At 72.3% G+C, this 13,907-nt stretch carries 16 protein-coding genes; 11 read left to right on the top strand and 5 right to left on the bottom strand.

The genetic code is table 11. From position 1 onward, the window contains the following. Window positions 1–92 precede the first annotated feature (92 nt). The 4 genes from PKE79_RS01840 (at window position 93) to PKE79_RS01825 (ending at window position 3,782) form a co-directional block, all read left to right on the top strand. Window positions 93–1,382, top strand: coding sequence for an ABC transporter substrate-binding protein (locus PKE79_RS01840; protein WP_271171955.1), 1,290 nt, complete (start codon window positions 93–95; stop codon window positions 1,380–1,382). A gap of 2 nt (window positions 1,383–1,384) precedes the next feature. After that, window positions 1,385–2,356, top strand: coding sequence for a carbohydrate ABC transporter permease (locus tag PKE79_RS01835; protein WP_271171954.1), 972 nt, complete (start codon window positions 1,385–1,387; stop codon window positions 2,354–2,356). Further along, window positions 2,353–3,267 (top strand): carbohydrate ABC transporter permease, encoded by a 915-nt coding sequence (locus tag PKE79_RS01830; protein ID WP_271171953.1) that lies wholly within the window; start codon window positions 2,353–2,355, stop codon window positions 3,265–3,267. The genes PKE79_RS01835 and PKE79_RS01830 overlap by 4 nt, the downstream gene beginning before the upstream one ends. 104 nt (window positions 3,268–3,371) lie before the next feature. Next, complete coding sequence (locus PKE79_RS01825; RefSeq protein WP_271171952.1) at window positions 3,372–3,782, top strand: four-helix bundle copper-binding protein; 411 nt, start codon at window positions 3,372–3,374, stop codon at window positions 3,780–3,782. 31 nt (window positions 3,783–3,813) lie between these two features. Here PKE79_RS01825 and PKE79_RS01820 read toward each other — a convergent pair whose 3' ends face one another. Beyond that, the gene (locus tag PKE79_RS01820) at window positions 3,814–4,155 is read right to left on the bottom strand and encodes a hypothetical protein (RefSeq protein ID WP_271171951.1); all 342 of its coding nucleotides are present in this window, start codon (window positions 4,153–4,155) and stop codon (window positions 3,814–3,816) included. Window positions 4,156–4,265: 110 nt separating this feature from the next. Here PKE79_RS01820 and PKE79_RS01815 point away from each other — a divergent pair, with 110 nt between their 5' ends. The 5 genes from PKE79_RS01815 to PKE79_RS01795 all read left to right on the top strand — a co-directional run bounded on the left by PKE79_RS01815 (window position 4,266) and on the right by PKE79_RS01795 (window position 9,156). Then, entirely contained in the window at window positions 4,266–6,569 is a 2,304-nt protein-coding gene (locus PKE79_RS01815; protein ID WP_271171950.1) for an FdhF/YdeP family oxidoreductase, read from the top strand. Window positions 6,570–6,571: 2 nt separating this feature from the next. Beyond that, a complete protein-coding gene (gene fdhD, locus PKE79_RS01810) occupies window positions 6,572–7,468 on the top strand; it encodes a formate dehydrogenase accessory sulfurtransferase FdhD (protein WP_271171949.1) in 897 nt (298 codons plus the stop codon). An 81-nt stretch (window positions 7,469–7,549) separates the two neighbouring features. After that, window positions 7,550–7,996 (top strand): hypothetical protein, encoded by a 447-nt coding sequence (locus PKE79_RS01805; protein WP_271171948.1) that lies wholly within the window; start codon window positions 7,550–7,552, stop codon window positions 7,994–7,996. Between the two features lie 108 nt (window positions 7,997–8,104). Beyond that, a complete protein-coding gene (locus PKE79_RS01800; RefSeq protein ID WP_271171947.1) occupies window positions 8,105–8,752 on the top strand; it encodes an SDR family oxidoreductase in 648 nt (215 codons plus the stop codon). Next, entirely contained in the window at window positions 8,749–9,156 is a 408-nt protein-coding gene (locus PKE79_RS01795) for a ribosomal maturation YjgA family protein (protein WP_271171946.1), read from the top strand. Before PKE79_RS01800 ends, PKE79_RS01795 begins: the two co-directional genes overlap by 4 nt. Here PKE79_RS01795 and PKE79_RS01790 read toward each other — a convergent pair. From PKE79_RS01790 to PKE79_RS01775, 4 genes are read right to left on the bottom strand one after another with little or no spacing between them, the layout of a single operon-like run. Beyond that, window positions 9,110–10,669: a deoxyguanosinetriphosphate triphosphohydrolase family protein gene (locus PKE79_RS01790; RefSeq protein ID WP_271171945.1), complete on the bottom strand. Its 1,560-nt coding sequence runs from the start codon at window positions 10,667–10,669 to the stop codon at window positions 9,110–9,112. The two genes, PKE79_RS01795 and PKE79_RS01790, sit on opposite strands and share 47 nt — an antisense overlap. A 30-nt stretch (window positions 10,670–10,699) precedes the next feature. Next, the gene (locus tag PKE79_RS01785) at window positions 10,700–11,293 is read right to left on the bottom strand and encodes a DnaJ family domain-containing protein (protein WP_271171944.1); all 594 of its coding nucleotides are present in this window, start codon (window positions 11,291–11,293) and stop codon (window positions 10,700–10,702) included. Between the two features lie 53 nt (window positions 11,294–11,346). Further along, entirely contained in the window at window positions 11,347–12,180 is an 834-nt protein-coding gene (locus PKE79_RS01780; protein ID WP_271171943.1) for a hypothetical protein, read from the bottom strand. A 25-nt stretch (window positions 12,181–12,205) separates the two neighbouring features. Beyond that, window positions 12,206–12,928, bottom strand: coding sequence for an NUDIX hydrolase (locus PKE79_RS01775; protein ID WP_271171942.1), 723 nt, complete (start codon window positions 12,926–12,928; stop codon window positions 12,206–12,208). Window positions 12,929–12,975: 47 nt separating this feature from the next. Between PKE79_RS01775 and PKE79_RS01770 the strand changes: the two genes are divergently transcribed. After that, window positions 12,976–13,470 (top strand): MogA/MoaB family molybdenum cofactor biosynthesis protein, encoded by a 495-nt coding sequence (locus tag PKE79_RS01770; protein WP_271171941.1) that lies wholly within the window; start codon window positions 12,976–12,978, stop codon window positions 13,468–13,470. Further along, a complete protein-coding gene (locus PKE79_RS01765; protein ID WP_271171940.1) occupies window positions 13,467–13,904 on the top strand; it encodes a molybdenum cofactor biosynthesis protein MoaE in 438 nt (145 codons plus the stop codon). The genes PKE79_RS01770 and PKE79_RS01765 overlap by 4 nt, the downstream gene beginning before the upstream one ends. Window positions 13,905–13,907: the final 3 nt, after the last annotated feature.

Below are 13,907 nucleotides of genomic sequence, written 5' to 3'. Positions count from 1 at the left end.
AGAGTGCGCCTATGATGCCAGAAACCGGTTTCTCCGGTTCTCGTCCTCGCAACGACGCGAAAGGGAAGACAGTGAGCGCATCACGTGTGGAGATGAGCCGTCGGACACTCCTCGGTCTCGGACTGGGCGCCACGGCGCTCATGCTGGCCGGCTGCAACCGCTTCGGCATCAGCACCGAGCCGTCGACGGCGGCGTCCACGCTCAACATGATCTGGTGGGGCGACGCGGCCCGCGCCGAGGCGACGGAGGCGATGCTCGCGGTCTTCACGAAGGAGCACGACGGCCTCACGATCAAGACCGAGTACCAGGACTCTGGCCCCTACGCCGACAAGATGGCGACCCGCTTCGCGGCCGGCGACATCCCCGACCTGTTCAACCAGCGCCGCGACAGCCTGCGCGAGTACGCCGACCGCGGCGCGCTGCTCGACCTCAACCAGCACCTCGACGTGCTGAACCTCGACGACGTCCCCAAGACGGCGCCGCTCGGCGTCGTGGGCGACGCGCTCTACGGCATCCCCGCGGGCCTCAACGCGGTCGGTTTCGTCATCAACCGGAACCTCACCGACCAGTACGGCGTCGAGATCCCCGACGGCGACACGTGGTCGTGGGACGACCTCTGGGCGTTCAGCAAGGCGGTCACCGACGCGTCGGGCGGTCAGGTCTACGGCGTCGACATGGCCTTCGACACCGTGCAGAACCTCGTCGTCTTCGTGCGTCAGACGGGTGAGGAGCTCTACAACGAGGACGGCTCGTTCGGCGCGAGCGAGAAGACGCTCACGGACTGGTTCGCGATGTCGGTCGAGCAGCGCGCGGCCGGCGCGCTCGCCCCGGCCGGGCACATCGAGACGGTCGGCAGCTCGGCCGAGCAGTCGCCGCTCGCCGCCGGTCTCGTCGCGGGGCAGGTCATCCCGACGAACAACCTCAAGGCCTACAACGACGCGTCGGGCGGCGCGCTCGAGCTGCTGCGCATGCCGGGCGAGGTCCAGGGCGCTCGGCGCGGCATGTCGATCGACACGTCGATGTACTGGTCGATCGGCCAGGAGTCGCCGAATCAGGAGATGGCGCTCGAGCTGCTCGACTTCATCGTCAACAGCGTCGAGGGCAACGAGGCCGTCGGCGCGACCCGCGGCCTTCCGGCGAGCACGGTCGTGGCGGAGGCGATCGCGGACTCCCTCACCCCCGAGGACCAGCGCTCGATCGCGTACATCACGGCCCTCGCCGAGGAGGAGCTGCCGGACTCGCGCCCCGACCCCATCGGAGGCCAGGCCGTGCAGGATGCGCTGACCGACATCGCGACCGAGGTCACCTTCGGCCGCATCACGGCTCAGGAGGCCGCGAAGCAGGTCATGGCCGCGGCGAGCGAAGCCCTCGGGCAGGCCTGACGATGGTCGCCACCGTGGATGCGCCGCCCCGCGGCGAGCGCACCCTTCCGCCGACGGCGCCGGTCGTGCGCCGTCGGCGGAAGCCGACGAGGGCCGGCCGGATCGACTGGTCCGGCTACCTCTTCCTCATCCCGTGGTACGGCGGGATGCTCCTCACGATCATTCCGTTCGGCGCATCGCTGTACCTCGCTTTCACCGACTACAACCTCCTGAACGCCCCCGTCTTCGTGGGCTTCGAGAACTTCGCCGAGATGCTCTCGGATCCCCGGGTCGGGCAGTCGCTCATCGTGACCTTCGTCTACACGTTCGTGTCGGTTCCGCTGTCGCTCGTCGCGGCGCTCGGCGTCGCGATGGCGCTCAACCAGGGTCTGCGCGGCCTCTCGTTCTACCGCGCGATCTACTACCTGCCCTCCCTGCTGGGGTCGAGCGTCGCGATCGTGATGCTGTGGCGCGAGCTGTTCGGCACGCGCGGCGTCGTGAACACGGCGCTCGGCTGGCTCGGGATCGACGGCCCCGCCTGGGTGTCCGATCCCGACACCGCACTCAGCGTGCTCATCATGCTGAACATCTGGACGTTCGGGTCGCCCATGGTGATCTTCCTCGCGGCACTCCGGCAGGTGCCCGCCATGTACTACGAGGCCGCGGCGGTCGACGGAGCGACGAAGTGGTGGCAGTTCCGCTACATCACCGTGCCGCTCATCAGCCCGATCATCTTCTTCAACCTCGTCCTGTCGATCATCGGGTCGCTGCAGACCTTCACGCAGGGCTACGTCATGAGCAACGGGTCGGGCGGCCCGGCCGGATCGACGCTCTTCTTCAATCTCAACCTCTACATCGAGGGATTCGGACGCTTCAACATGGGGTACGCGTCGGCGCTCGCGTGGCTGCTGCTGCTCATCATCGCCGCGCTCACCGCGGTCAACTTCATCGCCCAGAAGCACTGGGTGTTCTACGAGGACGCGGAGGAGCGATGACCGTCACCGAGGTCCAGACCGTCGTCCGGCCCCGTCGCTGGAGCCGGCCCCCGCAGGATGTCCGCGCGGTCGGCCGCCGTCGCGAGACCGCCCGCTCGCGCTTCCTCCGGCACGTCGTGATCGCGGGGGTGGGGCTCTTCATGCTCTACCCGCTGCTGTGGATGCTCTCGAGCTCCTTCAAGCCCGACGACAGGATCTTCACCGAGCAGGGCCTGTGGCCCGCCGAGTGGGATCTCGCGAACTACACGGACGGCTGGAACGCCCTCGAGCATCCGTTCGACGTGTACCTCGTGAACTCGCTCATCATCGTGGTCCTCAGCATCATCGGCACCCTCGTGTCCACCGCGCTCGCGGCGTTCGCGTTCGCCCGGCTGAACTTCCCGGGGCGGCGCCTCATGTTCGCGCTCACGCTGGGAACGCTCATGCTCCCTGGCCACGTGCTGCTCATCCCGCAGTACATCATCTTCGCCGAGCTCGGGTGGGTGAACACGTACCTGCCGCTCGTCGTGCCGCACTTCCTCGCATCGAACGCGTTCTACACGTTCCTCATGGTGCAGTTCATGCGCGCGCTGCCGCGGGAGCTCGACGACGCCGCGCGCATCGACGGATGCGGGACCTTCGGCATCTTCCGGCGGATCATCCTCCCGCTGTGCACGCCCGCGTTCGCGACGACGGCGATCTTCACCTTCATCGCGACCTGGAACGACTTCTTCTCGCCGCTCATCTACATCACGGACACCGACCTGTACCCGGTGCCGCTCGCGCTGCGCCAGTTCATGGACTCGGAGGGCCAGGCGTCGTGGGGGCCGATGTTCGCGATGTCGGTCGTGTCGCTCCTGCCGATCGTCGGGTTCTTCATCGCGGGTCAGAAGTACCTCGTCCAGGGCATCGCGACGACCGGGCTCAAGTGAGCATCGACACGGCGGGGGAGCGGTCGTAGCATCGCCCACAAGGAGGCGCTTCGCGTCCACCGGGTCGGCCGTCGGCTCGCGCGAAGCGCAGGGAGCGAGCTGACATGGACATGAAGACCATGACCGACATGATGGCCGATTCGGACACGATGATGCCGATGGACCACGACGTCATGCAGGCCTGCATGGAGGCGTGCATGGCGTGCGAGCAGGCGTGCACGATGGCCGCCGACATGGAGTCGGGCGCCGAGATGTCGATGTGCCGCAGCATGTGCATGAGCTGCGCCGACATGTGCCACACGATGATGCGCATGATGCTCCGCCCCATGGGCATGGACATGGGCGCGATGATGGCCATGCACGAGGCGATGAAGACCATGGCGATGGCGTGCTACGACGAGTGCATGAAGCACGCCGAGACGAGCGAGGCGATGCGGATGTGCGCTCAGGCGTGCATGGACTGCGCGAACGCGTGCGACGCCATGATGAAGAGCATGAGCTCGGCCTCGATGTGAGGCGCGGCGGGCCGGATGCGACGGGCGCGGCTCAGCCGCGCTCGTCGCGCACGTTCAGCCACCTGCCCGCTGCCGAGAGCACGTGGTAGCCGGCGTGCAGGGCGACGGGCTCGCCGGGCGCCACGATCGACGCCAGCGGCGCGTGGTGCCACACGCGCGTGAGCGCGCGACCCTCGAGATCGCGCAGCTCGAGCCATCCGTCGGCGTCCACGGCGCCCGCGATCGCGTCGATCCAGCGGCTCGGGGTCGCGGCGACGATGCGCCGCTGGATGAGGTGCATGTCGTGACCCGGTCCGACCTCGGCGCAGAGGGCGCCGGCCTCGTGCAGGCACACGACGGTGTGCTCGGCGGAGACGCGGAGGGGGCTGGTCACGGGATGCTCCTGTCGACGGGTGCGGTCGGGCGTTTCGACCACGGTACGGTCCCTCGCCGCGCCCGTCACGCCGCCGTGTAACGCAGGGAAACCCGCCGTAGCATGGCGGAATGGCGAAGAGGGCACCCCGGGCGGACATCGACGAGACGCGGCTGGTCGTCGGGGAGCGGGAGACCTCCGCGGTCGGCGTGCCGGGCGTGTACCACGCGATGAAGACGTCGCTCGAGCAGATGGGCGTCGTCCGGAGCGCGCGGACGCTCCTGCGCGTGAATCAGAAGGACGGCTTCGACTGCCCCGGCTGCGCATGGCCAGAGGAGGACAGGCGCCATGTCGCGGAGTTCTGCGAGAACGGCGCGAAGGCGGTGGCCGAGGAGGCGACGCTGCGCCGCATCGAGCCGTCGTTCTTCGCCGCGCACTCGGTCGACGAGCTCCGCGGCCACGATGACTGGTGGCTCGGCCAGCAGGGCCGCCTGACGACCCCGATGGTGCTCGACGAGGGCGCGACGCACTACCGGGAGGCGGGGTGGGACGAGGCCCTCGATCTCGTCGCGGGCGCGCTGGCAGGCCTGGACGACCCGGACGAGGCGGTCTTCTATACTTCGGGGCGCACATCGAACGAGGCGGCCTTCCTCTATCAGCTGCTCGTGCGGGGGCTCGGCACGAACAACCTCCCCGACTGCTCGAACATGTGCCACGAGTCCAGCGGGTCGGCGCTCACGGAGACGATCGGCATCGGCAAGGGGACCGTCTCGATCGAGGACATCCACGAGGCCGACCTGCTCATCGTGGCGGGGCAGAACCCCGGCACGAACCACCCCCGGATGCTGTCGGCCCTCGAGAAGGCGAAGCGGCGCGGCGCGACGATCATCGCCGTCAACCCGCTGCCCGAGGCCGGGCTCATCCGGTTCCGCAATCCGCAGACCCCGCACGGGCTCGTGCTCGGCGGCACGCGCATCGCCGACGAGTTCCTGCAGATCCGGCTCGGCGGCGACCAGGCGCTGTTCCAGGGCATCGGCAAGCACCTGCTCGAGCGCGAGGCGGAGGAGGGCGGCGTCCTCGACCGGGCCTTCATCGAGGGCTTCACCACGGGCTTCGACGCGTACGCCGCGGCGGTCGCGGAGGTCGGCTGGCCGCAGATCGAGGAGGCGACGGGGCTCGACGAGCGGACGATCCGGGCGACGGCGGAGCGCGTGCGGCGCTCGCGCGGCACGATCGTCTGCTGGGCGATGGGCCTCACGCAGCACAAGCACTCCGTCGCGACGCTGCGCGACGTCGTCAACGTGCTGCTCCTGCGCGGCGACATCGGGCGTCCCGGAGCGGGCGTCTGCCCCGTGCGCGGCCACTCGAACGTGCAGGGCGACCGGACGATGGGCATCTACGAGAAGCCGTCCGAGACGTTCCTCGCGGCGCTCGACGCCGAGTTCGGGTTCCGCGCCCCGCGCGCGCACGGGCACGACACGGTGGCGGCGATCCGCGCGATGCGGGACGGACGCGTGCGGGTGTTCCTCGGGATGGGCGGCAACTTCGTCTCGGCGACGCCCGACACCGCCGTCGTCGAGGCGGCGATGTCGCGCGTCGACCTCACCGTGCACGTGTCCACCAAGCTCAACCGGTCGCACGTCGTGCACGGCCGCCGTGCAGTCATCCTGCCGACGCTCGGCCGCACCGACCGCGACCGCCGCGGGCGCGGCGAGCAGCGCGTGACCGTCGAGGACTCGATGGGCGCTGTGCACGCCTCGCGCGGACGCCTGGCCCCGCCGAGCGGCGACCTGCTCAGCGAGGTCGCGATCATCGCGCGCCTCGCGGAGCGCGTGTTCGCGGACCGGCCGAACGCGCCTCGTGCCGACTGGCGCGCGCTCGAGGACGACTACGCGCGCGTGCGCGCGCACATCGCGCGCGTCGTGCCCGGGTTCGACGACTACGAGCGCCGCATCGAGAAGGGCCGCACCTTCCTGCTGCCGAACGGGCCGCGCGACGCGCGCCGCTTCGACACCCCGACGGGGCGGGCGGTGTTCACGGCGAATGCGCTCGAGCACCCGCGCATCCCGGAGGGGCGGCTGCTGCTGCAGACCCTCCGCTCGCACGATCAGTACAACACCACGGTCTACGGCCACGACGACCGCTATCGCGGCATCCGCGGCGGGCGTCGCGTCGTCTTCGCGCACGCCGACGACATCCGCGCGCTCGGGTTCGCGGAGGGAGACATCGTCGATCTCGTCTCGGAGTGGGATGGCCCGCTCGGCCGCGAGGAGCGTCGCGCCGAGGCGTTCCGGCTCGTCGCCTACGACACGCCGCGCGGCAATGCGGCCGCGTACTACCCCGAGACGAACGTCCTCGTGCCGCTCGACTCGGTCGCCGACACGAGCGGGACCCCCACGTCGAAGGCCGTCGTCGTGCGGCTCGAGGCGCGCTGAGCATGGGCCGCCTCACGGCGCACCGCCCGGTCGTCCGCGTCCGTCTCGGGGACGACGGCGCGTCGGCCGCGCGACGACCCGACGCGCTCGCCGTCGAGGAGCCCCTCGAGATCCGCGTCGCGGGCGAGCCGGTCGCCGTCACGATGCGGACCCCGGGCCATGATGTCGAGCTCGCCTCCGGCTTCCTCGTCTCGGAGGGGGCCGTGCATGCGCAGGACGACGTGCGCGCGGCCATCCACTGCGGAGGGCCAGGGACCGGGGGCACCGAGAACACCTACAACGTGCTCGATGTCGCCCTCGCGCCAGGGAACCGTCCTCCCGTCGCACGCGGCTTCTACACGACGAGCTCGTGCGGCGTGTGCGGCAAGGCCTCGATCGAGGCCGTCGAGACCGTGTCGGCGTTCGACATCCGCTCGGACCCGACGCGCGTCGCGGCACCGGTTCTCGCGACCCTGCCCGACCGCCTCCGATCCGCGCAGGCGCTCTTCGACCGGACAGGCGGCCTGCACGCGGCGGCGCTGTTCCCCGCCGAGGGCGGCGAGCCCCTCGTCGTGCGCGAGGACGTGGGGCGCCACAACGCGGTCGACAAGGTCGTCGGATGGGCGCTCGCGCGGGGGATGCTGCCGCTGCGCGGCACCGTGCTCATGGTGTCGGGGCGCGCGAGCTTCGAGCTCGTGCAGAAGGCCGCGATGGCCGGCGTCCCGCTGCTCGCGGCCGTGTCGGCGCCGTCGTCGCTCGCGGTCGAGCTCGCCGCGAGCCGGGGCATCGGGCTCGTCGGGTTCCTCCGAGGCGACACGATGAACGTCTACGCAGGGGCCGAGCGCGTCGATCTCGACGGGGGAGTTGTCCCCACGCCCGGGCGTCCGGGCGACTCCCGCGGCGCCGACCGCGTCCGATAGGGTCGATCGCGGGGGTCGCCGGCATCGTGCTCGGCGTGGTGTCGTCTGCGCGGCTCGCCGCACACGACGACAGGAGCACTCATGGCCATCCGCCGCACCACCAAGACCGTCCTCGCCGCAGCCGCCGCGCTCGCCCTCCTTCCCGGCCTGGCCGCCTGCGGCGCCGGCGGGCAGTCGGTCGCCGACGCGTGCGAGCTCATCACCTCGGGCACCTCGGACATGAACTCGAGCATGAGCGAGCTCTCCACCGCGATGACGAGCGGCGACACCGAGGCGCTCAGCGAGCAGGTCTCGGCCATCAACGACGAGGTCGCCGCGATCGGCGAGAAGGTCACCAACGAGGAGGTCGCCCCGGTCTACGAGAAGTTCGCGGGCGCCTTCGGCGACCTCACGACGCAGATCGAGGGCATGGGCGAGCTCGACATGACCGACACCGAGGCGATGACCAAGGTGAGCGAGGACATGACGGCCGCGTCGACCGCGCTCACCGAGGCGCAGTCCGAGCTCACCGAGCTCTGCGGCGCCTGAGCCGCCGCTTCGCGAGAGCCCGTGCCGACCGGCACGGGCTCTCGGCGTCTCCGCGCCTGTGGCCGCGCGCGACCGTAGGGTGGGAGGACGCGAACGGAAGGGGATCCCATGGCCCGCATCCTGATCTTCGGAGGGCACGGCAAGGTCGCGCTCCTGCTGGCGCCGCTCCTCGCGGGCCGCGGAGACGAGGTGACGAGCGTGATCCGCAATCCCGCGCACGCCGACGAGGTCGCAGCGACCGGCGCGGAGCCCCGCGTGGCCGACGTCGAGACGCTCGACGTCGATGCGCTCGCGCAGCTCGTGCGCGGCCACGACGCGATCGTGTGGTCGGCGGGAGCCGGCGGCGGGAATCCGGCCCGGACCTACGCCGTGGACCGCGACGCGGCCATCCGCTCGATGGACGCCGCACGTGCGGCGGGCGTCGACCGCTACGTCATGGTGTCGTATCTCGGCTCACGACCCGATCACGGCGTTCCGCGCGACGAGCCGTTCTTCGCGTATGCGGAGTCGAAGGCCGCCGCCGACGAGCATCTGCGCGCGAGCGGGCTCGCGTACACGATCCTCCAGCCGGGGCCCCTCACGCTCGACGAGCCGACCGGTCTCATCGAGACGGCGGAGCCGGGCACGGGGCACGTGACGCGAGGCGACGTCGCGGCGGTCGCCGCGGCCGTGCTGAGCGATGACGCGACGGCGGGGCGCTCCATCCCGTTCGGCAACGGAGGGACGCCCATCGACGAGGCGCTCGCGGCGCGGTGAGGCGCGTCGCGCTCGCCGTCGCGGGGGCGCTCACGGTCGCGGCGGGGCTCCTCGTCCACACGGCTCTGCCCGAGACCGCCGCGTCCGACGCGGCGGGCGACGCGCTCTACGCGGTGCTCGTGTACCTGCTCGCGGCGTTCGCGGCTCCCCGTGCGCGCCTGCTCGTCGTCGCGGCAGCGGCTCTCGCCTGGTGCACGGCCGTCGAACTGCTGCAGCTGACCGGGCTCCCCGCGCGCTGGGGCGCGGCCTTCCCGCCCCTCCTGCTCGTGCTCGGCACGGTGTTCTCGGCCGCAGACCTCGCCTGGTATGCGGCCGGCGTCGCGATCGCCGCGGGCGCGGACGCCGCGCTGCGGGCGCTCAGAGCCCCTGGCCGGCGTCCCACAGGCGCTCGGGGGAGCCGTTGATGAGCGCGTCGATGTGCATGGCCTGGGCGTCGGTGAGCGACGCGACGTAGTCGACGATCCCGCGCCCGGTGGCGCGCCGCCGGAGCTCGGCGCCATCCGACGCGTCGGCGAGCTCCGGCGCCTCGCGGCGCACCCGCGCGTAGTCCTCTGCCGCGAGATCGACGAGATCGAGCAGACGGCGCGGCGCCCGGCGCACGTCGCGCGGATCGTCGAGCCACGCGGCGAAGCCGTCGACGAGCCGCTCGAGCACGCTCGCCTGTCCGCGCTGGTACAGCGCGAGATCGGGCCGCTCGAGGATGAAGCGCTGGTGCAGGAACTTCAGCACAGCGACCTCGTGCCACGCGGTGCGGTCGAGGCTCACGTGACCCGAGCGGATGGGCGGGGTCGCGGTGACCGCGATCGAGTGCTGCAGGCGCGCGATCCACGCGGCCGTGAACTGCGAGAGCGTGCGCTCGGTCAGCATCGAGCCGTCGAAGGGGACCGCGAGCAGGCCGTCGATGACCTCGTCGTTCACGCGCGCGACCGCGTCCGCGAACGCGTCCTCGTCGGCGATCCACGGATCCTTCGCGGCGAGACGGCGCCACAGGAGCTCGAGGGCGCGGCCCGGAGCACGCTGGGAGAGGACGAGATCGCCCTGCTCGGCGGCGTGCAGCTCGGCGCGCTCACGGCGCCATGCCCGGAACTCGGCCGAGATCGTGGACTGGTTGAGCAGACCGGCACGGTAGAAGTCGTCGAGGTCGTGGAGCGAGTAGGCGATGTCGTCGGCGATGTCCATGACCGAGCACTCGACGGTCTGCTGGAGGGGTGCGATCTCGGGGTACGCCGCGCGGGCCTCGTGCATCTCGTGCACGTCGAGCGCGAAGGCCGAGAACTTGTACGCGCCCGTGCCGGGGCTCGCGGGCGTGATCCCGCGCGGAGCCTCGTCGCGGCCGAACCAGTCGTCGCCCTCGCCCCGCAGCCACGGGTACTTCAGCACGGCCGCGCGCACGGCCGCCGTGAGATTGAGCCCCGCGCCCGCGCGGTCATACTCGTCGAGGCGCGTGATGATGCGGAACGTCTGGGCGTTGCCCTCGAAGCCCTCGCGGAGGCCGAAGCGGTCCTTCGCGAGCCGGTCGAGGGTCTGCTCGCCGAGGTGTCCGAAGGGCGGGTGGCCGAGGTCGTGGGCCGCAGCGGCGGCCTGCACCACGACGGGGTCGCATCCGCCGAGCCGATCCACGAGCGCGGCATGCTCGCCGTTCGCGAGCTGCACCGCGATGCCGCGGGCGACGGCGGCCACCTTGACCGAGTGCGTGAGCCGGTTGTGCACCGCGAGGCCCGCGCCGGCCTGCGCGATGACCTGCGTCACGGCCGACAGCCGCGAGTAGTACGGCGAGAAGCGGATCCGCTCGACGTCGACGCGGTACTCCGGGTTCCGCTCGCGCTGCTGGTACGCGTCGAGCGCCTCGGGCACGCGCCGGGCGGTGCGGGGGTCGTGTGCGCCGGCCGTGGGGCCGCCGGAAGGTGCATCGGTCATCGGGACGATGCTACGAGACCGGAGGAGGAGTCAGGTGCGGCGACGCCGGAGGAAGCCCCGGCGCGGGGGCTCCTCGGGTGCTGCCGGACGAGCGGCGGCGCGCCGACGCTCGTCGCGGCGCTCCGCCCACGCCGCGACCTCGGCGTCGATGTCGACCATGGGCGTGACGACGGGAGGCCCGCCGAGCAGCTGCATGCGGGCGAGCCTGACGCGGCGGTTGAAGTCGTCGAGATGCGCGCGCACGTCGGCCTCGCGCGAGAAGCCGTCGAGGGTCTCGTGCAATGCGGCATGCTCGGTGCGCAGCTGGAGAGCGGGCGGGCCGATCCCGGTGAGCCCCTCGCGCTCGATCTTGCGGCGGATCCACCAGTCCGGGTCGTGCGACGTCCCGAGTCCCTCGATCGGGCGGCCCGCTCCCGGCAGGTCGTCGAACTCGCCGCGGCGCATCGCCTGCTGGATGACCATCTCGACGTAGGCATGCCGATCGGCCGGGGTCGTGGAGCCCGCCGTGCTGCGGCGCTCGTCCTCATCCGCCGGCTCGCCGAGCTCCTCGCGGATGCGGTCGATCCGGTACTGGGCGGCCGCGAGCCGCGGGTCGTCGGGCTGCTCGCGCTCGCGTGCTGCCATCGCCATCACCTCCGCGTCACCAGGCTACGTCGCGCGGGGGAGCAGAGGGGCCGTCAGGCGCCGAGGTCGCCGCGCAGGCGCGTGAGGTGCGCGGCGGTCAGGTCGTCCTCGGCGCGCTCCGCGGTGGGGATGTCGCGGATGACCTCGAACCCGACGGCGGGGACGCCGCCCGCAGGGCGCACGTCGAGGTGCACGACGTCGTCGCCCCGCGCATGCAGCCAGGCGGCCATGTCGTAGTCGCTCGGGGAGTCTCCCGCCGTGAACCAGCGGCGCGGCGCGGCCATCCGCTCCTCGATGAGCCCGAGCGCGCGCTCGGCGCCGAGGGCCTTGCCCGCCGTCACATGCTCGATGTCGACCGAGATGATCGTCGGGACGATGTGGAAGTCGGCGGCGAGCCCCAGCTCGTCGATCACGGCCTGGCAGGCCGCGACGAACGCGGGCTGCGCCGCGAGGTAGTCGGCGTTGGCCGTGTCGACGTTCTGCTCGACGGAGATCATCGTCCGCTTGGTGTCGTCCCAGAACATGAGGTCGCGCTCGCGCACGGCGATCGCGCGGACGGCGTCGAGCAGCTCCTGCGGCGGCCGCAGCGCCTCGTCGGCGTGCACCTGCCCGGCGCGCGGCGTCTCGGCGGACGCGTCGAGCGCGAACCACGTCGCGCCCTTCTCTCCGACGCCCCAGACCGGGGCGTCGGCGCGGAGCCCCGCATCCGCGAGCGCCGGGATGACCCGCTCCACGAGGAAGGCGTGCGAGCGCCCGGTGTTGAACACCACGGGCGCACCCGCATGCGCGAGGGCGACGAGGTCGGGCGCGATCGATGGCACGCGCAGGGTGCGGGTGACGGTGCTCGCGAGCGGGCCGTCGACGTCGAGGAGGAGTCCGAGGGTCACCGCTCCATCCTCCCCGATCACGGGATCACACCGGCACGTCGATGATCCGGCCCTCGTCCCACGGCTCGGTCCAGCCGAGCCGATCGAACATCGCGTCGAGCACACCCGCCGTGAAGCCCCACACGATGCGCTCCTCGCCCGTGCGCGGATCCGCGAGCACGAACGCGGGTCCGCGCCACTCGCGCCCGCCGCGGCGAGTGAGGGAGGTGCGGCGGTTCTCAGAGGCGAGGAGATCCGCGACCGGAGCGCGGAACACGGACGACGACTCGGCCGCGTCGACCGCGCGAACCGGCGAGGGGCGCCGCCACCAGGCGAGCACGGGGGTCACGAGGTGGCCCGAGACCGGCACGGGGATCTCGCGGAGCGCGCCGAGGACGTCGACGCCGGCGGGGTCGAGCCCCGTCTCCTCGCGCGCCTCCCGCAAGGCGGCCGCGACGATGTCGCGGTCACCGAGCTCCACGCGGCCGCCCGGGAAGGCGATCTGCCCTGCATGGGAGCGCAGGGTGGTCGCGCGCGCGAGCAGCAGCACGTCGAGGTCGCTCGAGACCGCGCAGCGATCGTGCCCGGCGGATGCGGGGAGCGCGTCGAGGATGCCGAACAGCACGAGGACGGCCGCGGGCCGAGTGGCGCCCGCCATGAGCTGCGCCCGCTCGCGCGCCCACGGGCCTTCGAACCCCGGGTCGGCCGCGAGCGCCTCGAGCTGCGCGCGCGCCATCGACGCCGGGAGCTGTGCGTGCGCGGACGACATGGCCACGAGCGTATCGCGCCGCATCGCGCCCTAGGCTGGTCGTTGTGATGTCGGACGAGAAGACGCCGCCGCTCGCGGTCGTCGTGACCGTGAGCGACCGCTCGGCGGCGGGGGAGCGCGAGGACGCCGCGGGCCCGCGGGCCGTCGACGCCCTGCGTGCCGCGGGATGGCGGTGCGAGCCCGCGCGGGTCGTCCCGGACGGCGAGGCCTCCGTCTCGGCGGCTCTGCGGCAGGCGGTCGCAGACGGCGCGCGCCTCGTCGTGACGACGGGCGGCACGGGCGTCGGGCCGCGCGATCGGACGCCCGAGGGCACGCGCGCGGTGCTCGATCGGGAGGTGCCCGGGATCGCCGAGGAGCTGCGCCGTCGCGGCGCGCAGGAGAAGCCGGCCGGCATGCTGACCCGCGGCCTCGCGGGCATCGCCGGGGCAGCGCTCGTCGTGAACCTGCCCGGTGCGCCGCGAGCCGTGGACAGCGGGATGCCGGTCGTGCTCTCGGTCGCCGGGCACGTCGTGTCGCAGCTCGACGGCGGAGACCACGCGTGACCGGCGCCGGTCGGGTCGCGATCGCGCGCATCAGGGCCGAGCCGCTCGACGTCGCCGCGCACCTCGCGGCCGTCGACGATCCGCGCGCAGGCGCGGAGACGTCGTTCGTCGGCCGTGTGCGCGACCACGACCCGGACGCCGGGGGAGCGGTCGTGGCGCTCGAGTACACCGCGCATCCGGACGCCGAGCGCGTGCTCGCATCGCTCGCCGAGCGGGCCGCCGCGGACCACGGCGCGACGGTCGCCGTGAGCCACCGCGTCGGGCGCCTGGGCGTGGGCGACGCGGCGGTGGTCATCGCGGCCTCGTCGGCGCACCGAGCCGAGGCGTTCGCGGCGTGCCGTCAGCTCATCGAGGACATCAAGCGCGAGCTCCCCGTGTGGAAGCGCCAGGTCGAGGCCGACGGCACGGCCGCCTGGAAGGGCATCGGGGGCTGAGGC

Origin of the sequence: Microbacterium barkeri (assembly GCF_027921765.1) — a bacterium.
Lineage (GTDB): Bacteria > Actinomycetota > Actinomycetes > Actinomycetales > Microbacteriaceae > Microbacterium > Microbacterium barkeri.
The sequence above is the reverse complement of the archived record's forward strand: the minus strand, read 5'-3'. Positions and strand labels throughout refer to the sequence as shown.

Excerpts from the sequence above, each read along its gene's own strand:
- PKE79_RS01840 (WP_271171955.1), top strand. The coding sequence starts at position 93 with ATGAGCCGTCGGACACTCCTCGGTCTCGGACTGGGCGCCACGGCGCTC.
- PKE79_RS01835 (WP_271171954.1), top strand. The coding sequence starts at position 1,385 with ATGGTCGCCACCGTGGATGCGCCGCCCCGCGGCGAGCGCACCCTTCCG.
- PKE79_RS01830 (WP_271171953.1), top strand. The coding sequence starts at position 2,353 with ATGACCGTCACCGAGGTCCAGACCGTCGTCCGGCCCCGTCGCTGGAGC.
- PKE79_RS01825 (WP_271171952.1), top strand. The coding sequence starts at position 3,372 with ATGGACATGAAGACCATGACCGACATGATGGCCGATTCGGACACGATG.
- PKE79_RS01815 (WP_271171950.1), top strand. The coding sequence starts at position 4,266 with ATGGCGAAGAGGGCACCCCGGGCGGACATCGACGAGACGCGGCTGGTC.
- fdhD (WP_271171949.1), top strand. The coding sequence starts at position 6,572 with ATGGGCCGCCTCACGGCGCACCGCCCGGTCGTCCGCGTCCGTCTCGGG.
- PKE79_RS01805 (WP_271171948.1), top strand. The coding sequence starts at position 7,550 with ATGGCCATCCGCCGCACCACCAAGACCGTCCTCGCCGCAGCCGCCGCG.
- PKE79_RS01800 (WP_271171947.1), top strand. The coding sequence starts at position 8,105 with ATGGCCCGCATCCTGATCTTCGGAGGGCACGGCAAGGTCGCGCTCCTG.
- PKE79_RS01790 (WP_271171945.1), bottom strand. The coding sequence starts at position 10,669 with ATGACCGATGCACCTTCCGGCGGCCCCACGGCCGGCGCACACGACCCC.
- PKE79_RS01785 (WP_271171944.1), bottom strand. The coding sequence starts at position 11,293 with ATGGCAGCACGCGAGCGCGAGCAGCCCGACGACCCGCGGCTCGCGGCC.
- PKE79_RS01775 (WP_271171942.1), bottom strand. The coding sequence starts at position 12,928 with ATGTCGTCCGCGCACGCACAGCTCCCGGCGTCGATGGCGCGCGCGCAG.
- PKE79_RS01770 (WP_271171941.1), top strand. The coding sequence starts at position 12,976 with ATGTCGGACGAGAAGACGCCGCCGCTCGCGGTCGTCGTGACCGTGAGC.